Genomic DNA, 18,818 nt, shown 5'->3' with positions numbered 1-18,818 from the left:
TGTTGCTTTTTTGGAGATTTCGTCTCTGCTCCAGGCAGCGTCGCAGCGCCAAGACGCAGGGGACGCGGCGCTTTCGCCGCATCCCGTTGATCGGAAATGAGAAGGACCTAGTCGTCCATTTCCAGAGTCCGATATTCTCCACTTTCGGTGTCGTAGACCTCAATCTCGACGGAACTACCGTTGCGTTGGATACTCTCCACGTCCACGTCGCGATACTCGCCCGCCTCCTGGTCATAAATCTCAATGGTTCGACCAGTTCGCACGAGGTTGCCCTTGCCGATCTCCACCGCGCTTCCCGTTTCAGTATCTACGCCGTCCCACGCAAGAGCGCTCACAGGTAGGGCGAGCAGGATGCCGATCAGGCTGGCGGATTTTCTTAATGGCAATGATAGCCTCCAGTCTTGTGGTCCGTATGACAGCCATTGCTATCGGTTCCACCACCATGTGCCCACGAGTTTGTAAAGCAGGCGAACGTGACAAAAAGTGCCGCAATAGTAAGCTTCATAAGTAGTCCCTCGGCAACAGGTGGTATGAGATGATCTCGCCGCAATACTTGCGGAGTTGCTGAATTTAATGTTTCCCCACCCTTTGATCATCTAATCAATGCTGCACTTATCAGTCGAGTGCATATTTGAGGTTATACTAACCTTTTAGTTGTCGTCTCTGCTTGGACCGCGCTGTCGGCTGTTCGGTTCTGAGGCCGTTTACCCCGAATGGGGCATTCATGGCCGGAACATCCTCTTCATCGCTTGCGTTGGCGAATTCCTCGATGATCGGGCAGTCTGGCCGTCCGTCGCCGTGGCAGTGGTTGGCGAGATGCTTCAGGGTCTCCGTCATCGCATGGATGGCGGCGGCCTTCCGCTCCAGTTCTGCAATATGCTCCATGGCGATGGTCTTGACGTCTGCGCTTGCGCGAGAGCGGTCCCGCCAAAGAGCGAGCAGTGTCTTCATCTGCTCGACGGAAAACCCGAGATCGCGTGCGCGGCGGATGAAGCGCAGCGTATGGATGTCGTTGTCGGCGTAGGTTCGGTAGCTCGATTCCGTTCTATGAGCAGGCGTGATCAGCTTGATCTGTTCGTAGTAGCGGATCATTTTCGCCGAAACGCCGCTCGCCTTTGCGGCCTGTCCAATATTCATGTTCGATCTCCTTGAATGCGGGCGGCCCTTCTTCGGCCAGCTCGCTTCGCCTGGGTTATGGGTTTGCAGAACGGAGGCGTAGCGCGTTTCCGAGGACGAAGACGCTGGACATCGCCATGGCGGCTGCTGCGAATATCGGCGACATCAGCGTGCCGTTTACCGGGTAAAGCACGCCTGCCGCTACCGGGATCAAGCTCACGTTGTAAGCAAAGGCCCAAAACAGGTTCTGCTTGATATTCCGGATCGTCGCCTTGCTGAGGGCGATAGCCTTCGGCACTCCGTTCAGGTCGCCAGACATCAGCGCGACGTCTGCACTTTCGATAGCAATGTCGGTGCCGGTGCCGACAGCAAGGCCGACATCCGCTTCGGTCAAAGCTGGGGCGTCATTGATGCCGTCGCCGATGAAGGCCACCTTACGGCCGCCAGCTCGCAGGCGCTTGACCGCCTCAACCTTGCCGTCCGGAAGGACTTCGGCCACGACCTCGTCGATGCCCAATTGGCGGGCGATTGCGTCGGCGGTTCGTTTGTTGTCTCCGGTGATCATCGCCACCTTCAGGCCGAGTGCATGGAGCGCAGCCACGGCTGCTGGGGTTGTTTCCTTTACAGGATCAGACACCGCGATAATCGCTGCGAGATTGCCGTCGATGGCCGCATAAAGGGGCGACTTCCCCTGATCGCCAAGAGCGGCGGCCTTCTCCCGGAATTGGCCGATGTCGATACCCGCTTTCTCAAGGGCGCGGTCAGCACCGACCAGAACTTTTCGGCCGTTGACCGAGCCTTCAATCCCGAAACCGGGGTTCGCCAAGAACTCGGTGACGGGAAGAACATGAATGCCCCGTTCCCAAGCCGCTGCGGCCAATGCCTTGGCAATCGGATGCTCTGACAGGGTCTCGACGCTGGCGACCAGTTGCAGGACCTCGACTTCGGCATATCCGTCCCGGACCTCAATATCGGTCAGCTCAGGGCGGCCCTTCGTCAGGGTGCCGGTCTTGTCGAGAGCGACGACATCGGCTTCGCGAAGGCTTTGCAGAGCTTCACCCTTCCGGAACAGGATACCGAGTTCAGCCGCACGTCCTGTTCCGACCATGATCGAGGTCGGTGTGGCCAGACCCATGGCGCATGGGCACGCAATAATGAGCACGGCGACCGCGTTGACGAGCGCGAAGCTCAATGCAGGAGAGGGGCCTAGCAGGTGCCAGCCGACAAAGGTAATCGCCGCGGCTAGGATCACTGCCGGGACGAACCAGCCCGTGACCTTGTCCACCAGGGCTTGGATCGGTAGCTTCGACCCTTGAGCGGCCTCGACCATCTTGATGATCTGCGCCAGCAGCGTGTCGCTGCCGACCTTGGTTACCTTGAAGATGAAAGTGCCGTTCGTGTTGATCGTGCCCCCGACGACTTCGCTCTCGGCGGCCTTTTCAACGGGGATCGGTTCACCCGTTATCATCGATTCATCGACAAATGAGCTTCCGGTGACGACGATGCCATCGACCGGCACCTTTTCGCCCGGGCGGATACGAAGGAGGTCGCCGACGATAACGTCTTCGATCTGCGTTTCGATGAATTCGTCATTCCGAGAGACGAACGCGGTCTTCGCTTGCAGTCCGATCAGGCGCTTGATCGCTTGGCTCGTCTGTCCCTTGGCGCGGGCTTCCAGGAAGCGCCCCAGCAGGATTAACGTCACGATAACGGCGGCTGCCTCGTAATAGACGTTAGCAGTGCCGGACGGCAGCACGCCCGGTGCGAACGTGGCCACGACGGAGTAGAGCCAGGCAGCTGTGGTGCCAAGCACGACCAGCGAATTCATATCCGGGGTCCAACGCAGAAGGTTCGGTACGCCCTTCTGGAAAAAGCGCAGGCCGGGTCCGAACAGGACGATGGTTGCCAGTATGAATTGTAGGTAGAGATTGTTCTCCATACCGATGGTGTCCATGATCAGTTCATGGACGCCCGGGATGAAGTGAGACCCCATTTCCAGCAGGAAGAGTGGCAGAGTGAGCGTTGCCGAGACCGCTAGCAGGACCTTGAGCTTGGAGATTTCGGCAATTCGGTGGTCTTTTTTTCCAGAAGTCTGCGCCGTGTGCAGGCGGCGGACATCGTATCCGGCATTCCTTACTGCAGCTTCAAGCGCTGGCGTCTGGACAGCACCCGCTGCCACACGGACAGTCGCCCGCTCGGTGGCCAAGTTCACAGAGGCGTCGATGACGCCGGGAACAGCTTTGAGCGCTTTCTCGACGCGGGCAACGCAGGAGGCGCACGTCATTCCCTCAACACCGAACTCCTGTGTGTCGACCTTGGCCTGATAGCCCGCGTCCTCGATGGCGCGTAAGACGGAGCCTGAATCAACAACGTCGTTGAAGGTCACACTAGCGCGTTCAGTGGCGAGATTAACCGAGGCATTGTCCACGCCGGGGAGCGCCTTGATCGCTTTCTCCACGCGGACGACGCACGATGCGCACGACATACCCTCGATTTCGAACTCTGCCGGTATCGGAAGGGCTTTGCTTTTTTCGAACTGGGATAGCGCAGTCATGGGGGATTCCTCATTTCACTGCAAAGATAAGTAATCCTTCCCATGATGGGAAGGTCAAGGGACTTCTTTCATCTGTTTGATGTGGATCAACGCCGCGTCACGCCATCGTGTTTACTGTCGCAATCAATCCATAATATGCTGGATGGCATGGCAGGGAACTTGGATCGAAAATTAATGCGTCTTGCCACGATGGTCATTGTGGCCATTGGCTTGGTGTTCGCGCAATTTGCGGCCGCCCACGCTGCTCACTGTGCTGACAGCTCAGCTTCCTTTCATATTGTGGTGCAGGATCACTCTGCTGCAATAACGGACAATGCCCACCGGCATTCTGAATCGTCGCATCCGGTCGCCGGAAACTGTTGCGTTTCGACTTGCTCGATATGTGCGACACCTTTCTACTCTGGTGGTTCAGAATTCCTGCAGGTGTCTCACTTAGTCGTCTATGGGAGACAGGTCTCTCCGTTGACAGGCCACTCGGTGCCGCCCGGGCTCGATCCGCCTCGTATTGGTGTCTGACGTTTCTTCGCTGGCGCATTGCGCCCAGACTCTCGAAACCGGACAACGAATATGTACAGACGCGAATTTCTCACCCGCACAGTGGCTGCGGCCGCCACCTATGCCCTCGTCAACTCTGTCGCCACCCGGGCAGGTGCCGAGACCAATCCTGTGGCGGGATCAACCCAGAAGCTGAACATCGTCAAGAGAACCATCGAGGTGAGTGGTAAGCCTGCGAGCGTACTCGGCCTAACTGCGCCAAACGGCTCACCGGGGCTGATACTCGATGCCGACAGGGCTTTCGATGTCGAGTTGTCCAGCCAGATCGACACCCCAACACTGATCCACTGGCATGGGCTGACGCCGCCATGGGACCAGGACGGCGTACCGGACAATCCCGCCGCCCTAATCAAGCCGGGCGAAAGCCGACACTATAACTTCCCCCTTGCATACGGCGGGACCCACTGGATGCATGCCCACACGCTGCAAGAGCAGAGCCTCCTTGCCGCGCCGTTGATTATCCACACGGCTGACGACAGGAAGCGCGACGAGCAGGAGGTCGTCGTTCTGTTGCACGACTTCTCGTTCAAATCCCCCGAGGAGTTGCTTGCCGATCTGAAAGGCAAAGGTGGAGGCATGGACATGGGGCATGACATGGGGTCCATGATGAACATGTCCGGCGGTTCCATGAAGATGGACATGGGCAAAATGCCCATGGGCAACGGAATGGCGATGGGAGGGATGGACATCAACGACATCGAATACGATGCCTACCTCGCCAATGACCGCACGCTTGATGATCCAGAGGTCTTCCAGGTCGAGAAAGGCGGGCGCGTTCGCATCCGGCTGATCAATGGCGCGACGGCTACTGGCTTCACCATCGACACTGGAGGATTGGACGCAACACTGGTTGCCGTCGATGGCCACGAGATCGAGCCGGTTCATGGGCGACAGTTCCCGGCCACGATGGGCCAACGCCTGGATATCGTTGTGGAGGTTCCGAAGGAGGGTGGCAGTTTCCCCGTCCTTGCGCTTCGCGAGGGTGCATCTCAACGGACAGGGTTTGTCCTCGCCACCCCCGGCACGGATGTCACAAGGATTGCCACAAGTGGTGATGCAAACGGTCCATTACTTGGGCTCGACCTCGAACAAGGTCTCCGGCCACTAACACCCTTGGCAAAACGTCGGATCGACAAGTCCTACGAGGTCACGCTTTCTGGAGACATGACGAAGTACGCATGGACCATCCAGGGCGACGCTCTTGATGTCACTTCGGGAGACCGCGTCGAAATCGGGATCAGGAACATGTCGATGATGTCTCATCCGATGCATCTACATGGCCACAAGTTCCAGGTCGTCGGGGTCAACGGACGACGAGTGACCGGGGCCATCCGCGATACAATCCTGTTGCCGATGATGTCGACGGTGACTGTTGCGTTCGACGCCGATAACCCCGGCCATTGGCCATTCCATTGTCATCACCTGTACCACATGGCGAGCGGGATGATGACATACATCGGGTACGAGGCCTGATGTCGGCGCAGATGCCCCATCCACTCCCGGGGGGCATCTGCGCTTCTTTGTCAAGGCGGGCTCTTGCGCGGCTGCGAGGACTAGAGAGAGGTGAAGGTGTTCGGGTAACCCGCGTTCTCGATAGCCGCCGCAATAGTGGCAGGGTCGAGAGCCGTTTCCACCTTAGCCGTCCGGGTCGGGAGGTCGACCTTGGCCTGAGCGGTGGGATCGGCGGCTTTGATTGCCTTTTCCACCGTGCCCGCACAGTGGCCGCAGGTCATGTTCTTGATGTTGAATTCGTACATCGAAGGTCTCCAATTCAAGTGACCTGTAACATGTGGCGCTTCCCATGGTTGGAAGGTCAAGGGGCCACACAACTTTCGTGGCCAAGAAATACACACAGGGAGTCGCTGGCACCCGATCAATGGATGATGGAAAAGGAAAACGAGATGAAACGCAGAGCTTTTATGTGTCTCGCCGCGACCGGTGCAGTTGCCGCTTTGACTGGCCCCGCGCGTGCTTCACAGGTCCAGATGGACCTTTACAAGGACCCAAGTTGCGGCTGCTGTGAGGCCTGGGGTCGAGCCATGGCCGACGCTGATTTCAACGTAGTCGTTCGCAACGAGGATTTCACTGCAGTGAAAGCGAGGCTGGGCATCCCCGAAAATATGCAAGGTTGCCATACGGCTGTCGTTGGCGGCTATTTCTTCGAGGGGCACGTCCCACTGGAGGCCGTCCAAAAGATCATGAACGAACGGCCGCAGATTGCCGGTCTTGCGGTACCTGGCATGCCAGCCGGGTCGCTGGGGATGGGAGATGATCCCAATGCCTCCTACGAGGTCTACAGCCTAAGCAAACCAGACATGAAGCCTACAGTGTTCATGCACATGGGGAAGGCCTAGCGGCCCATAACTGCATGCCATCCGATAAATATCATCGCAGTTCCGAAAAACAGCGCTGCGATGAGGGCGATCTGGGGGTCTGCCTTGATTTTCAATCGGGGGCGCACGCACCGCTTCGGCCGCAGTCGATGGGCACGAACCAGGGTTGGATTGGCGTGTTGATGTTTACGGCGACCCGACGTGGCTCATCCTCCCGTTGATGCAGGGTCGATTTACAAGGTGCTCGGGAGAGGATTCCAATTATCGTGGTCTTGGGACCGTTGACCAGCTGGAGGATTATGATGCGGCTATTCCTTGCATGCATGTTGATCGCTTTTTGGAGCGTTGCAGAGGCACACCACGCACCGTCGGGCTTCAAATACGAAGCGTTCTGCTGCAACGGGGATGATGAAACCGGCGACTGTCAGCCGATCCGGTCGGAAACGGTGCACCCTAGCGGCGCGGGATACCAAATCACCTTGAAGCCCGGCGATCATCGCCTCGCGACCCGCCAACATGTTTTCCTGGTTCCGCAATCGAAAACGCTGGAGTCGCCCGATGGACTTTTCCATCTTTGCTTGTTTCCCAACGAAGATACGGTTCGCTGTTTCTATGCGCCACCGATGAACTTCTGACGACGCGGCGAAAGCAAACTCAACGCTGATTTTATGTCCTTTCACGGGTCACGATATTCGGAAGATGGAGCTTTCGTCGCGCCGGTTCTTCCTGGATTCGCTTTTGCGCAACGAGCAGGCAGCCATACGTCTATCCGAGGTCATCGATGGCAACGGTCAGGACATCCTTTTGGCCGCGTGCGGACACGATCTTGAAGGCATCATTGCCAAGCGCAAGGATAGCGCTTATCGCTCCGGTCGCCTCGGAGACTGGGTTAAGATCAAAAGTATCCAGAGTGACAGCTTCACTGTCGTCGGATACGAGCAGTCGTCGGTTGCGAGGGGAGGGATCGGAATCTACTTCTCGCTGCCCGAAACGGTGGCGACTGGGTATACGTTGGGTCTGTTGGGACCGGCTTTCGCATGAGCGTCGCCGAGAAGCTCCGCTGGATCAGATCAAACGGAAGACGCCTCCGGTCTCTTACAGCGGCAGGCGCAAGAACTTGGTCTGGGTCCAGCCCACGCTTATCACAGAGGTCGAGTTCCGTTCCTGGACGCAGGACGGGAAGCTTCGGCACTCTTCCTATAAAGGGCTGCGTGAGGTGCTAGACAACGCCGCTGTCGTCTTTCAAATTCTGAAGGCTGGTTGATCGCTGAATTGTTGAGCGGCCTGCGTCGACGGCTGGAAGCTACATGGCGCTCCTTGGAGACAAGAAGATTGCGATGTGGCTCTTGGAGCCGCCGTCGTTCAAAGGGCGCTCGCTATCGCTAGGCAGAGCACAAACTGCTTTGGGCAGCTGTCACGTTCGCAGCAGAAATTCTCGCCGGAGCTGGTTGCACGAGTAGGGCCAGATCGTTCTGGGCAGCCATGAGGATCTGACATCAAGGCACACGAGGAAGCCGACGCTCGGGGACCCCCTCGACGTCCAAGGCGGGATGCAAGTTCAAGAATTTCATCATCATCGATGTCGGAATTCATCTCTTTCGTCCGTCCTTGGTAATAAGGAGGAGTATCCGGAATGACCTATGCAAAAGCCCACAGCACAGACGAAGAAGCAATTGTCGCCATGCTGATGATGCGCGCGACCGCAATCGGGGAGAAAAACGCAAAGCAGGCGTTATCGTTCGACGCAGCCGACTCGGTGGAATTCTCGCTTGCCCCACCTCTCGCGTACTACGGCAAGGATGAGGCCGGACTCCAAGAGTGGTTCGACACCTGGGACGGCCCGATCGGCGGCGATGTGCAGGACGGCAAGCTCACGATCGGCGCGAACGCGGCCTTCTGGAGTGGCCTCGTCCATATGACGGGCACGAAAACGGACGGTGCAATGGTCGACCTCTGGTTTCGCCAGACTTTAGGCCTTGTGAAAAGGGAAGGGCGGTGGCTGGTGGCCCATCAGCATGCGTCCGTCCCGTTTGCAATGGATGGCAGCGGGAAGGCGATGCTCGATCTGAAGCCATAGGAGCTTGGTGTTCTTTCGTCTTGGATTAGGTCCGCTTCGGTGCCGCCGAAGGTCACTGAGGATATGACCCTGGTCCGCAGGCAGAGACTTGGACCTGCTCCGGCTGATCTTAGGGCATCCTTTGTAATGCCAGGAGCCAATATCCGCCTCCCTAAGAAGTGAATAGCAAGCCCCGAGCACAGCCGCCGACATGCCTTAGCTCGCCGCAATCAATTAAATAACTATTTAGATACAAAAATTTCTCATGTATTTTCCGATGGTTAGCATGATTTCTCCGAAATTCCACTGCCTTTCCAATCTTGACAGCCTCTGAGTTTCGCTGTCTGCTTCGACCAGAGGAGACCGCGCAGGGCTCAAGACTGCACGCTAGAAATTTCCAGGAGGACATTGCTGTTATGTTGAGATTTGCCGTCGTCGGGATCGATCATGGGCACACGTTTGATCATGTGAAGGGCCTGCTTGCGGCCGGTGCCGAGTTCGTTGGATACTGCCCGCAGACCTCAGTGCCAGCGCTCTTGGAAAACTTCAAGAAGACCTATCCGGATACGCCGCAGATCGATCGCGATAGGATCTTCGCTGATCCTTCGATCGACGTGATCTGCATCGCCGCAATCCCGCGCGACCGCGCCGGATTGGCCGTCCGTGCGATGAAGGCCGGCAAGGATGTCATGACCGACAAGCCAGGCGTGACGACTTTTGCCCAACTCGAGGAAGTCAAGCGCACCGTCGCCGACACCGGTCGCATCTTTTCGATCTGCTTTTCCGAGCGCCATTGCGTGCGATCCGCTGTCAAGGCGGGCAAGCTCGTCAAGGAGGGGGCGATCGGCACGGTGATCCAGACGCTCGGCATGGGGCCGCACAGGCTGCAGTTGCCCACACGCCCCGCCTGGTTCTTCGATCCGGAGCAGTTCGGCGGCATCATCGTGGATATAGCTTCGCATCAGGTCGACCAGTTTCTCTTCTATACGGGCTCGACCAGCGGCGAGGTTGTCGCAAGCTCGGTCGGAAACTTCGGCATGTCCGACAAGCCGGCCTTTCAGGACTTCGGCGAGGTACTGCTTCGCTCCGAGAAAGCCTCGGGCTATGTGCGTGTCGACTGGTTCACCCCAGAGGCGCTGCCGACCTGGGGGGATGGTCGCCTGACCATCCTTGGCACCGAAGGCTACATCGAACTGCGCAAATACATCGATATCGCCGGACGGCCCGGCAAGGACCACCTCTTCCTCGTCAACGGCACGGAGATGACCCACATCGATTGCAGCGGCGAAAAGCTCGACTATTTCGATGCCTTCGCCGCCGACGTGCGCGACCGTACGGAGACGGCGATGTCCCAGGCTCATGTTTACGAAGTCTGCCGCCTTTCGCTGGAAGCACAATCAAGGGCAGCGCGCCTGGGTCATCGTTGAGGAATCCGCCATGTCCAAGAAGTTTCGTGTCGGCATCATCGGAGCGGGGATCGCCTCGCGCCACCTGACAGGCTTTGCCTGGAACAAGGATCTGTTTGAGGTTGCGGTCCTTTGTTCGCTGGACGAGGAACGCGGCCAAGCGCTTTGCGAGGAGTTTGGCATTCCCGAATATACCCAGGATGCCGAGACGATGATCGCTCGTGCGGATCTTGACATCATCGATATCTGCACCCCGCCAAGTTCGCATTTCGAGCTCTGCCGCAAGGCAATCGAGGCGGGAAAACATGTCATCTGCGAGAAGCCGCTTTTCGGCTCTATCGCCGAAGTGGACGAGATGGCTAGGATCGTAGCGCGAGCCGAAGGTCCGCAACTGATGCCGATATTTCAGTACCGGTATGGCTCGGGACTTCAGAAGCTGAAAATGCTGATCGATCTAGGCCTGACCGGGACGCCGTTCCTCACCACGATCGAAACACATTGGTGGCGCGGCCCCGACTATTATGCCGTCCCGTGGCGCGGAAAATGGGTGACCGAGCTGGGTGGCGGTCTGCTTGGTCACGCGATCCATGCGCATGACATGCTGAACTATGTTCACGGCGCCTGCGCCGAAATCTTTTCCTACGGGGCGACACTCGTAAACCCGATCCAGGTCGAGGATACGGCAGCCCTTTCGGTAAAGATGAAGAACGGCTCGCTGGCGACGCTGTCGATGACACTGGGCTCACGGAAAGAAATCTCGCGTCTGCGGTTCTGCTTTTCGGATCTCGTCGCGGAAAGTATTCTCGAGCCCTACACGATGGGCCGGGACCCCTGGAGCTTCGTTGCCGGGACCGGGGAGCATCAGCAGCTCGTCGATGAGGCGCTGGCCGGTTATGTGGTCAAGGAAGACGGCTATACCAGACAGTTCGAACTGTTCCACCATGCGCTGACATCGGGAGGCGAGCCGCCGGTGACGTTGGAGGATGCTCGCAACTCACTGGAGCTCGTCACGGCGGCCTATCATTCGCAGCGCACCGGCAAGCCGACGCCGCTGCCGATCCTTTCCGATCATCCGCTCTACCATTCCTGGTTGCCGGAAGAAGAGCGGCGTCTGGCGGCCGGGGCCTGATCCATGATCAAGAGCTTCGAGCATGTCGGCATGGTCACCGGCGACATGGACAGGTCACTGGCCTTTTACCGCGACCTCCTGGGTCTGCGCCTTCATTTACGAAAGACGATGGGGAACGGCACTGAAGTGGCATTCCTGGATAGTGGCAATGGCATGCTTGAGATTTTTGCGCCGCCCGGCGGCGCGGGGCCTGCCTCTGATCTTGCAGCCGCAACATCGGGCGTGCTGCACATTACCTTCCTTGTCGATAACGTCGATGAAAGCTTCGCGAAGCTGGAGGCTGCCGGAGTGGCAATCAAGGAGCGACCGCGTCCCGCCGTCAATTCGGAGGTGCTGGACCGGGTGGCATTCCTTCGCGACCCCGATGGTATCATCGTCGAGCTCGCCGAACGCCGTGATGAACGGAAGCTCGACTGATCGCAAACGAGAAGGCCCCCGAAGCGTATTTTTTTTGCGCTGCGGTAACGACTCCGTAATGCTCGTTTGTCAGCCTGAAGGCAACAATACGTTCCTTCACGGCTGGGCTTGTTATGTCACGCAGCAAAGACGACTGGATCAATCAGCGCGCTTACGCACTCTGGGAAGCCGAAGGACGGCCGGAGGGGCGCGGTGGCGAACATTGGCAGCAGGCGGCACGCGAGTATCAGCAGCTCGAACTGACCCGGGCCTCGGTCGACGGCAGTGACCTCATCGAGCGGCTGCGGACCATGCGCCGCTTGATGCACCCGAACGACGTTGAAATCGGCGTCGGTGTCCGCGGTGAGGAGCAAAAGGCATCTGCCTGAGTAACACCCATTTTATGGCAGAACCTGGAAGAATGCGTGCGCTGCCGGGCTTCTCGCTGTGTATGTCGCTTCAAGAAAGGCGCGCCCTACCTCGGCCGGCGAGTCGTGGTGGTATTCGGCCGGTAGGCCCCTAGCAGTGCGTTCCAAGTCAGAATACGAGGCCAATTTGCTTCGTCAGTTGCCGTGATCCGCATATGACGCTTCACAGGTGTTCTGGCCTTGACTTGCCGTGACCGCAAATGGCACGGTAGCGACACCTGAATTTGATCAGCGGGTTACATTTTCATCGAGCACCCATTGCGGATCATATCACTCTCCAGCATTCCCCCTCGGTTCGCCAAGCTCGCTCCGACCCTGAACAGTCTCGTTGATCAGAACGGTCCGATCAACGAAATACGGCTCTACATTCCAAAGCGATATCGGCGGTTTCCGGAGTATGACGGGTCACTTCCTGCCGTTCCTGACGGGATTACGATTGTGCGCCCCGACGATGATATGGGACCGGCGTCCAAGGTGCTTTTTGCTGCCCGTGAATTCCTCGGGAAGGACGCACAGATCCTCTTTTGCGACGACGATAAGGTCTTCGAGTCCGACTGGGCCTCGCGACTATTCCTGGCGCAGAAAGAGCGGCCGAACGAGTGTGTCGCGCTGATCGGTAAAGATGTTCCGAAAGCCTTTGCAACCTCGACCCCGTTTTTGCCTAGGGCGGTGCGCAAGCGAAAGCTAACGTTGGCGCTTCGAGCCCGCAGGCTTCACTACAAGGTCGCCACGAAGGTTTTCCGGGCTGAGGTGCGCCGGCCGATGCCGACCCTCATAGAAAGGGGCGGTTATGCCGATATTTTCCAAGGCCTCGGCGGGGTTGTCGTCCGCCCCGAGTTCTTCGACGATCTCGCCTACGACATTCCAAACGTTCTTTGGACGGTCGACGATTACTGGCTTTCCGGCATGCTCGCGGTCAAGGGGATCGCGATTTACCTTCCTGCCGGGCTCGCCGAGCCATTTTCGACCGGCGCCCATGAGGTTTCTTCGCTCTACAGGGCAACGATTGAGGGTGCAAATCGCGCCGAAGCCAACCGTCGATGCATTGAGTATATGCAGGAGCGTTTCGGTATCTGGCGGTGATGCCTGTTGAGAGAGCCACCCAAGCGCCTTCTGCCATTCAGGAGCCAGCGTCTCGATCTCGATCGGCTTGTCATCTTCTGAATGCCAGAAATGCCACTCTCGCCGACGATCATTGCCGTCCAAGCTTAAGTCGAGAAAATTGGTCCGGGGATCGGTCATGGTTCTGTCCTTTTGAGGATAACAGCAGACGGGCGCGGGATCTTCTGCTCGCACATGGGCGAGTGAGCGGTTAAGGTCGCGCATGGAAAAGCTCCTGATCGCGATTTCTCTCGTATGCATTGCCATCGGCATAGGGGAGCTGATTTTCTCTGTGCCTCTTTTCTTCGAATGGGGTCCTGGAGAGAACTGAGCGGATCGCTGCGTTAAAGTTCGCCAGCAGTGCTGACCAGAGTTGATTTTCCGGAATGCCAATCTATGATTGTGAAGCCGGCAAGTGAGGGCAGACTTATGCGATACGCATTACTAAAAGGGTCTGACATATGCATGGTTTCCGACTCTCTCGCAAAAGCAGAGAGGGAGCGCGCATTTTTCTTGTCCCGCTACGGTCAAACCGTCGAAATTGTTGCGATCGAGGACGGCGATGAGGCCAGCGCTCGGCTGCAGCGACAATTGGCTATCAGGAACCCACGTGATGAAACATAGTCTGGGCAAGGCGTAGGAGCGACGCTCGGCGCCCGGGCGCCCTTGGCAGGGTTCGAACCCGCGACTTCTCAAGCGCCACCAGCCTCCGTCATTTCCGCACGAGGACGTTGCCCGACCGCAGCCAGAATGGCGGCAAATAGAGCGGCGTCGAAGAGAACGGCAGAATATTGTCGGAGAGTGTCACGCCGAGCTGATCTTCCATGAAAGTGCGTCGTGCGGCAATGCGGGCATGCATGTCAGGATAGCGCTGGCGTATCTCTTCGCGCAGCCCAACGTCCGCGAAGGCCACCATGTCTTCGCAATTGAGAGCCCAACCGGCAGGCATCGGCACCGGTATCACGTCGACCTGGAACGGCATGCCGGATCGCAAGCGCTCGGTCGAGCCGGGGCGTACGGGTGAATGAAGCCACTCCTCGTGACTTCCGAGGTGACCGGGATTCAGCGCTGAGTTGAGACCCGCGGATTTGAGCTTTTCGGTGACCGCGGAGAACAGATCACCGCCGGTCACGCCGATATCTGCGGTCTCATACCATGTGATCAAGGCTTCGAAATAGGCCTTCGAGGGCTTCAGGAATCCCTCGTCATGGTCGGTGAGCAGGCCGGCGCGCGAAGACAACGCTCCCCAGTAACCGAGTGCGGTCGTTACGCCGTCTCCCTTCTTCAGGCGGCGGGTCGTCGGGCTTCGCAAACCAATGATGCTCTCGCCAGCACTGACGGAAGCAAACATGGTGTGGACGTTTACAGGGTCCCCCTCGTAGCCGAGGCGGCCAAGAGCCTCGAATTCCGTATCTCCCTCCCTTGCGCCGGAAACGACCCTGAAGAGCGCGTCCGAGCACCGCATGGCGGCCCATTCGAAGGCCGCGAGCTGATCGACATCGATGATCGCGCGATGGCCGGTTTCCGGGTGCATGAGCACAGGCGTCGCATCGACCAGTCGCGCCGAATGACCGATCGCCCGGCGCAGCGCATTCACGATGAAATGGGGAACGAAGAAACTCTGCCCATATTCTTCGTCCTCCTCGGCCGCGAGATATTTCCAGCCGACCAGTCCAATGGAATCTCCGTTTTTGATCCCTGCCTCGCGCAGTCGATCGCCGAGCCGCGGGTTTTGACTGCGGTCCTGTCCCAGGAGGCTGAAGGTTTGCGCGCGCAATACGTCGACACCTGGAAGACCGGCAATTGCCGTATAGCTCTCGGATTCGTTTCCGGTGATGATGATGCGGCGCCCACCAGGACCGAGGAGTAGCAGCGCCTCCTCGAAACGGGGCTCGAAGCCGGAAAGATGCATGATGTTTCCGAAATGCTCGCGATCAGCATAAACGACCAGCCAATCGGTGCCAGCGGCCTCAAGGGCTGCGTCCGCGCGCGCGGCGTAGGTCGTCGATGGGATTTTCGGCTGCACTCCAAGTGGTCCGAAATTTGGCAATGCAACAGGTGCTAGACTAATCGACATCAAGTTCCTCCAAGCGAAAATCAAAGCCAGACAAAGATAAAAGGCGCAAAAACGTGTACAGCGGCGGCCCGATCGCCAAGCAACAAAAGATTAGCATAGCCGAAGCACGCAACGTTGCGATATCACCCTTTCAAAGGTGGAAAGCTCTCGATCATGAATCACGACAATAGCCGCGACGTTCCTCCCACGATTGCCGATGTCGCGCGCTTGGCGGGTGTCTCGCGCGCCGTCGCGAGCCGGGCGCTGTCGAACGAACCGCGGCCGGTATCGTCCGAGAAGCGCGAGCGCGTAATTGCCGCCGCCGCAAACCTTGGCTACAAGCCGAACCTCCTGGCGCAGAGCCTGACCACCAAAACCGTCAACCTGGTCGCCGTCGTGGTCAACCACATCCACGATCTGTCTGATCTCGACCTGTTCGACCGGCTGATTGATCAGGTCCAGTCGATTGGCAAGCAGGTCATCTTGATCCGGATCGGCTCGGTTGCGCGCGTGGACGAGTTCCTGCGCAACGGCGTCGCCTACCATGTCGACGCAGCGCTGGTCTTCTCCGACTTTGCAGACGCCCCGACTGTCCGTCGCTTGTTCCGTTCCGACAGCGTTATCATGCTGAACGGTCTGCACGACGAATTCTCCCCCGCAATCATCCCGGACGAAGATGCTGGCATCGCGGAAGCTGTGGCCGACGCTGCGTCGAAGATGGTGCGTACAGCCGGGCTCGTCACCGGCCGCGCCTCCTCTCCCGTGGAGCAGGCACGCATTCGCTCTTACCACGAGGCGTTTTCGCGCTACGGCATCAATCTTACCCGGACGGTCCAGGGCGACTATTCCTATGAGAGCGGGCATGCCGCGGCCAACGCATTGGCCGGCGCCGATTGTCCTGATGCGGTCTTCTGTACATCCGATGCCATGGCGATGGGCATCCTTGACGTCTGTCGGACCGATTTTCCTGCTGGTCGGCCGTCGCGGTTCCGGCTCTACGGTTTCGACAATCTGTCGCTGACCGATTTCGATGCCTATCCGATCTCGTCCATTGGCTACGACAAGCTGCTCTATGTTCGCCATATCGTTGAATCCGTTGCCAACCCTGGCAATTTCACGCCGGGTCAACCGCCGATCACGGTGCCCACACGTTTTGTGCCCCGCCTCACCGCTTAAACGAAAACGGGCTGCCAGGAGGCAGCCCGAAGTTCAAGTTACCACAGAGGGGTCAGGGCAGGGGGATTGGATTCAGGACCCCACCACTTCTTGTAGTTCGCCGCATAAGAACCCGACTGGATGTAGTCGGAAACGAACATGTCGAGCCAGCGCACGAATTCCGGGTCACCCTTGGCAACGGCAATACCGATCGGATCGTTGGAATAGAGGCCAGGCAGCGTCACGAGCGACGGATTCTTGGTAGCCAGATAATCGAGCAGCGATGAATCTTCGATGGCCGCATCGACGCGCTTCTGCTGCAGCTGGAGAACGCCATCCGGAGCAAACTGATCGACGTAGACGAGTTGGGCATCGGGAACGGCGGTCTTCAGGAAGCTCTCGCCCGTCGTGCCGCGTCCGACGACAACCTTCTTGCCGGCCAGGTCCTTCAACTCCTTGATAGCTGCATCCTTCTGAACGATGATGCGCAAGCCAGCACGATTGTAGGGAATAGTGAAGTTCACCGTCTTGGCGCGCTCGAGCGTTGCCGAGGTGTTGGCAACGGCGACGTCGATCTGGCCCGAAACGAGCATCGAGATCCGCGCGTCACCCGAGACGTCGACGAATTCGACGGGTACGCCGAGCTTCTGGGAAAGCAGCGTCGCAACGTCGACATCGTAACCAACAGGATTGTTCTGCGCGTCACGGAAGCCGATCGGCTCGCCGCCGAGCGATACGCCGATCCGAACGGTGCCGCGCGAACGGATGTCATCGATCATTCCCGCAAAGGACGGAAATGCCGACCCGGCCGCGATGGCGAGGGCGGCAAGGGTAGTCAGAATACGCTTCATGGTTTCATTCCCTCTTTTGATTATGCCAGTTTCGCTGCCCGCAGTTCCGGTTCGGGCATCGATTCCTCCCAGAGCCAGTAGCGAATTTCGCCCTCGCATCTGAAATTCACGACCTCATGGTTTCCCTCGGCGTCGACTGCATGGATCACGACGCCGGCGAGAAATCCGGTGGAGAGTTCATCGAGCTCATCGACGGCAAGCTTCACCGCGTCGGAGAGCGAATAGCCAAGCTTCATTGCAAGAACAACGGTGCGCGCTGTCGAGCAGCGCATCGTCATCTCACCCGTGTGGGTGCAGGCAGCAGCGCCATAGCGGCTGTCGGCATAAAAGCCGGCGCCGGGGATCGGACTATCGCCAAGGCGGCCTGGATATTTCCACGCCCAGCCGGAGGTGGACGTTGCGGCGTGAATGCCGCGCGCTGAATCAGCCGACAGGAAGACGGTCGTATCGCGCACACGCTCCGGATCAGTGATGGCGCGGCTCAACGGCGCGAGCGGAATATTGGGAAACTTCGCCAGATCCTCCGGTGACAGTTCCCTTTCCAATCGTTCCCACCAGACCCGCCTGCTGTCCTCGAACAACACGTCGTCCTCTGCGAAACCGATTTCAGTTGCAAAGCGCCGAGCGCCGTCGCCGGTCAGCATGACGTGCGGAAGGCGTTTCATCACCTCATAGGCAAGACGCGCCACCGGCAGCGTATTCGGCACGGCACCGACTGTCCCGACATCACGTGTGTTGCCGTCCATCACCGCAGCGTCCAGCTCCATGTTGCCGAGCATGTTGGGCCAGCCGCCATAGCCGACGCTGCGGACCTTGACTTCGCTCTCCACCTTGCTGATCCCGGCGACCATTGCATCAAGGCTGATTGCACCGTCGCGCAGCATCTCCACGGAGGTCGGGAAACCCGGCCACGCTTCTTTATTGGCCAAAAGCAGCATCTTGAACCTCTAATCTTTGCGCATCTTGGAAAGGAACTGGGCGACGCGCGGCTGTGCCATGCCGCCGTCGGCGGCGAAAAACTCTTTGGTCGGCAGGTCGACCAGCAGCCGGCCCTTGTCGAGGAACACGATACGGTCCGAAATCTGCCTGGCGAACTCGACCTCGTGCGTCACGAACAGCATCGTCGTGCCTTCCTGGGCAAGCTTTGCAAGGATCGCCAGCACTTCTGCCGTCATCTCCGGATCAAGCGCGCTGGTCACTTCGTCGAGCAGCAGATAGCGCGGCTGCATGGCAAGCGCCCGGCATATTCCGACACGCTGGCGCTGACCGCCCGAAAGCTGCGCCGGATAGGCATCAGCCCGGCTCCCGAGACCAACCGACTCGAGCAGTGCTCGCGCCGTCGCCTCCGCCTCAGCGCGCGGTTTCTTCAACACCTCGATCGGCGCCAGCGTGATGTTGCCGAGCACCGTCATATGCGGATAGAGGTTGAAGAGCTGGAAGACCGTACCAGACCGCTTGCGGGCCTCCGCCAGTTCCCGGGGTTTGCCGACATCGAACTCATCGACCGTGATCTGGCCGCCGTTCAGCTTCTCCAGGCCATTGATGCACCGGATCAGCGTCGACTTTCCCGAGCCGGAGGAGCCGAGGATCGAGACGACCTCGCCCGGCTCGATCGTCAGATCGATACCATCGAGCACGGTGGTCTGGCCGAAGGCCTTTTTTACGTTTTCAACTTTGATCAT

At 58.6% G+C, this 18,818-nt stretch carries 21 protein-coding genes; 12 read left to right on the top strand and 9 right to left on the bottom strand.

Annotation, left to right across the window (positions count from 1 at the left end; translation table 11 throughout):
- Window positions 1-107: 107 nt before the first annotated feature.
- The 4 genes from IB244_RS05955 to IB244_RS05940 all read right to left on the bottom strand — a co-directional run bounded on the left by IB244_RS05955 (window position 108) and on the right by IB244_RS05940 (window position 3,670).
- Window positions 108-386, bottom strand: coding sequence for a DUF5334 family protein (locus IB244_RS05955; RefSeq protein ID WP_246733591.1), 279 nt, complete (start codon window positions 384-386; stop codon window positions 108-110).
- Complete coding sequence (locus IB244_RS32880) at window positions 377-505, bottom strand: YHYH domain-containing protein (RefSeq protein WP_169680372.1); 129 nt, start codon at window positions 503-505, stop codon at window positions 377-379. Before IB244_RS32880 ends, IB244_RS05955 begins: the two co-directional genes overlap by 10 nt.
- 137 nt (window positions 506-642) lie before the next feature.
- Window positions 643-1,137 (bottom strand): Cu(I)-responsive transcriptional regulator, encoded by a 495-nt coding sequence (cueR, locus tag IB244_RS05945; RefSeq protein ID WP_169680371.1) that lies wholly within the window; start codon window positions 1,135-1,137, stop codon window positions 643-645.
- Window positions 1,138-1,192: 55 nt separating this feature from the next.
- Window positions 1,193-3,670, bottom strand: a complete 2,478-nt coding sequence (locus IB244_RS05940; RefSeq protein WP_192303418.1) for a heavy metal translocating P-type ATPase — start codon at window positions 3,668-3,670, stop codon at window positions 1,193-1,195.
- 567 nt (window positions 3,671-4,237) lie between these two features.
- On the opposite strand from IB244_RS05940, the gene IB244_RS05935 reads away from it, so the two are divergent.
- Window positions 4,238-5,698 carry a multicopper oxidase family protein gene (locus IB244_RS05935; RefSeq protein WP_192303416.1) on the top strand — a complete coding sequence of 487 codons (1,461 nt, stop codon included), beginning with the start codon at window positions 4,238-4,240 and terminating at the stop codon, window positions 5,696-5,698.
- Between the two features lie 80 nt (window positions 5,699-5,778).
- Here the strand turns inward: IB244_RS05935 and IB244_RS05930 are convergent, their stop codons facing one another.
- Entirely contained in the window at window positions 5,779-5,982 is a 204-nt protein-coding gene (locus tag IB244_RS05930) for a heavy-metal-associated domain-containing protein (RefSeq protein WP_169680367.1), read from the bottom strand.
- Between the two features lie 144 nt (window positions 5,983-6,126).
- Between IB244_RS05930 and IB244_RS05925 the strand changes: the two genes are divergently transcribed.
- The 10 genes from IB244_RS05925 (at window position 6,127) to IB244_RS05885 (ending at window position 13,056) form a co-directional block, all read left to right on the top strand.
- Window positions 6,127-6,579 carry a DUF411 domain-containing protein gene (locus IB244_RS05925; RefSeq protein ID WP_192303414.1) on the top strand — a complete coding sequence of 151 codons (453 nt, stop codon included), beginning with the start codon at window positions 6,127-6,129 and terminating at the stop codon, window positions 6,577-6,579.
- A gap of 281 nt (window positions 6,580-6,860) precedes the next feature.
- Complete coding sequence (locus IB244_RS32030; protein WP_169680365.1) at window positions 6,861-7,193, top strand: hypothetical protein; 333 nt, start codon at window positions 6,861-6,863, stop codon at window positions 7,191-7,193.
- 64 nt (window positions 7,194-7,257) lie between these two features.
- The gene (locus tag IB244_RS33070; protein ID WP_409564050.1) at window positions 7,258-7,599 is read left to right on the top strand and encodes a hypothetical protein; all 342 of its coding nucleotides are present in this window, start codon (window positions 7,258-7,260) and stop codon (window positions 7,597-7,599) included.
- Window positions 7,508-7,822: a hypothetical protein gene (locus IB244_RS33065; RefSeq protein ID WP_409564053.1), complete on the top strand. Its 315-nt coding sequence runs from the start codon at window positions 7,508-7,510 to the stop codon at window positions 7,820-7,822. Before IB244_RS33070 ends, IB244_RS33065 begins: the two co-directional genes overlap by 92 nt.
- Before the next feature lie 369 nt (window positions 7,823-8,191).
- Window positions 8,192-8,635 carry a YybH family protein gene (locus tag IB244_RS05910; RefSeq protein ID WP_192303410.1) on the top strand — a complete coding sequence of 148 codons (444 nt, stop codon included), beginning with the start codon at window positions 8,192-8,194 and terminating at the stop codon, window positions 8,633-8,635.
- A 395-nt stretch (window positions 8,636-9,030) separates the two neighbouring features.
- Window positions 9,031-10,041, top strand: coding sequence for a Gfo/Idh/MocA family protein (locus IB244_RS05905; RefSeq protein WP_018856156.1), 1,011 nt, complete (start codon window positions 9,031-9,033; stop codon window positions 10,039-10,041).
- A gap of 10 nt (window positions 10,042-10,051) precedes the next feature.
- Window positions 10,052-11,149 carry a Gfo/Idh/MocA family protein gene (locus IB244_RS05900; RefSeq protein WP_169680362.1) on the top strand — a complete coding sequence of 366 codons (1,098 nt, stop codon included), beginning with the start codon at window positions 10,052-10,054 and terminating at the stop codon, window positions 11,147-11,149.
- A gap of 3 nt (window positions 11,150-11,152) precedes the next feature.
- Window positions 11,153-11,566, top strand: a complete 414-nt coding sequence (locus IB244_RS05895; protein ID WP_169680360.1) for a VOC family protein — start codon at window positions 11,153-11,155, stop codon at window positions 11,564-11,566.
- A gap of 113 nt (window positions 11,567-11,679) precedes the next feature.
- Window positions 11,680-11,934, top strand: coding sequence for a DUF2934 domain-containing protein (locus IB244_RS05890; RefSeq protein ID WP_025660824.1), 255 nt, complete (start codon window positions 11,680-11,682; stop codon window positions 11,932-11,934).
- Between the two features lie 297 nt (window positions 11,935-12,231).
- Window positions 12,232-13,056 carry a glycosyltransferase family 2 protein gene (locus tag IB244_RS05885; RefSeq protein ID WP_192303408.1) on the top strand — a complete coding sequence of 275 codons (825 nt, stop codon included), beginning with the start codon at window positions 12,232-12,234 and terminating at the stop codon, window positions 13,054-13,056.
- Window positions 13,057-13,786: 730 nt separating this feature from the next.
- Here IB244_RS05885 and IB244_RS05880 read toward each other — a convergent pair.
- Complete coding sequence (locus tag IB244_RS05880) at window positions 13,787-15,151, bottom strand: M24 family metallopeptidase (RefSeq protein WP_192303406.1); 1,365 nt, start codon at window positions 15,149-15,151, stop codon at window positions 13,787-13,789.
- A 153-nt stretch (window positions 15,152-15,304) separates the two neighbouring features.
- Between IB244_RS05880 and IB244_RS05875 the strand changes: the two genes are divergently transcribed.
- On the top strand, window positions 15,305-16,306 hold the full coding sequence (locus IB244_RS05875; RefSeq protein ID WP_192303404.1) for a LacI family DNA-binding transcriptional regulator: 1,002 nt from the start codon (window positions 15,305-15,307) through the stop codon (window positions 16,304-16,306).
- Window positions 16,307-16,344: 38 nt separating this feature from the next.
- Here the strand turns inward: IB244_RS05875 and IB244_RS05870 are convergent, their stop codons facing one another.
- The 3 genes from IB244_RS05870 to IB244_RS05860 are packed head-to-tail and all read right to left on the bottom strand — an operon-like array spanning window position 16,345 to window position 18,818.
- Window positions 16,345-17,136: a transporter substrate-binding domain-containing protein gene (locus IB244_RS05870; protein WP_192303402.1), complete on the bottom strand. Its 792-nt coding sequence runs from the start codon at window positions 17,134-17,136 to the stop codon at window positions 16,345-16,347.
- Between the two features lie 20 nt (window positions 17,137-17,156).
- On the bottom strand, window positions 17,157-18,074 hold the full coding sequence (locus tag IB244_RS05865; RefSeq protein ID WP_169680352.1) for a N(4)-(beta-N-acetylglucosaminyl)-L-asparaginase: 918 nt from the start codon (window positions 18,072-18,074) through the stop codon (window positions 17,157-17,159).
- 9 nt (window positions 18,075-18,083) lie between these two features.
- Window positions 18,084-18,818 carry an amino acid ABC transporter ATP-binding protein gene (locus IB244_RS05860; RefSeq protein WP_112644586.1) on the bottom strand — a complete coding sequence of 245 codons (735 nt, stop codon included), beginning with the start codon at window positions 18,816-18,818 and terminating at the stop codon, window positions 18,084-18,086.

The organism is Rhizobium sp. RHZ02 (genome assembly GCF_014851575.1).
Classification (GTDB): Bacteria; Pseudomonadota; Alphaproteobacteria; order Rhizobiales; family Rhizobiaceae; genus Rhizobium; species Rhizobium altiplani.
The sequence above is the reverse complement of the archived record's forward strand: the minus strand, read 5'-3'. Positions and strand labels throughout refer to the sequence as shown.

What these genes read in the sequence shown, in the direction of transcription:
- IB244_RS05940 (WP_192303418.1), bottom strand. Translation starts at nt 3,670, where the DNA reads ATGACTGCGCTATCCCAGTTCGAAAAAAGCAAAGCCCTTCCGATACCG.
- cueR (WP_169680371.1), bottom strand. Translation starts at nt 1,137, where the DNA reads ATGAATATTGGACAGGCCGCAAAGGCGAGCGGCGTTTCGGCGAAAATG.
- IB244_RS05865 (WP_169680352.1), bottom strand. Translation starts at nt 18,074, where the DNA reads ATGCTGCTTTTGGCCAATAAAGAAGCGTGGCCGGGTTTCCCGACCTCC.
- IB244_RS05880 (WP_192303406.1), bottom strand. Translation starts at nt 15,151, where the DNA reads ATGTCGATTAGTCTAGCACCTGTTGCATTGCCAAATTTCGGACCACTT.
- IB244_RS05895 (WP_169680360.1), top strand. Translation starts at nt 11,153, where the DNA reads ATGATCAAGAGCTTCGAGCATGTCGGCATGGTCACCGGCGACATGGAC.
- IB244_RS05910 (WP_192303410.1), top strand. Translation starts at nt 8,192, where the DNA reads ATGACCTATGCAAAAGCCCACAGCACAGACGAAGAAGCAATTGTCGCC.
- IB244_RS33070 (WP_409564050.1), top strand. Translation starts at nt 7,258, where the DNA reads ATGGAGCTTTCGTCGCGCCGGTTCTTCCTGGATTCGCTTTTGCGCAAC.
- IB244_RS05935 (WP_192303416.1), top strand. Translation starts at nt 4,238, where the DNA reads ATGTACAGACGCGAATTTCTCACCCGCACAGTGGCTGCGGCCGCCACC.
- IB244_RS05900 (WP_169680362.1), top strand. Translation starts at nt 10,052, where the DNA reads ATGTCCAAGAAGTTTCGTGTCGGCATCATCGGAGCGGGGATCGCCTCG.
- IB244_RS05890 (WP_025660824.1), top strand. Translation starts at nt 11,680, where the DNA reads ATGTCACGCAGCAAAGACGACTGGATCAATCAGCGCGCTTACGCACTC.
- IB244_RS05870 (WP_192303402.1), bottom strand. Translation starts at nt 17,136, where the DNA reads ATGAAGCGTATTCTGACTACCCTTGCCGCCCTCGCCATCGCGGCCGGG.
- IB244_RS32030 (WP_169680365.1), top strand. Translation starts at nt 6,861, where the DNA reads ATGCGGCTATTCCTTGCATGCATGTTGATCGCTTTTTGGAGCGTTGCA.
- IB244_RS05905 (WP_018856156.1), top strand. Translation starts at nt 9,031, where the DNA reads ATGTTGAGATTTGCCGTCGTCGGGATCGATCATGGGCACACGTTTGAT.
- IB244_RS05860 (WP_112644586.1), bottom strand. Translation starts at nt 18,818, where the DNA reads ATGATCAAAGTTGAAAACGTAAAAAAGGCCTTCGGCCAGACCACCGTG.
- IB244_RS05925 (WP_192303414.1), top strand. Translation starts at nt 6,127, where the DNA reads ATGAAACGCAGAGCTTTTATGTGTCTCGCCGCGACCGGTGCAGTTGCC.
- IB244_RS05930 (WP_169680367.1), bottom strand. Translation starts at nt 5,982, where the DNA reads ATGTACGAATTCAACATCAAGAACATGACCTGCGGCCACTGTGCGGGC.
- IB244_RS32880 (WP_169680372.1), bottom strand. Translation starts at nt 505, where the DNA reads ATGAAGCTTACTATTGCGGCACTTTTTGTCACGTTCGCCTGCTTTACA.
- IB244_RS05875 (WP_192303404.1), top strand. Translation starts at nt 15,305, where the DNA reads ATGAATCACGACAATAGCCGCGACGTTCCTCCCACGATTGCCGATGTC.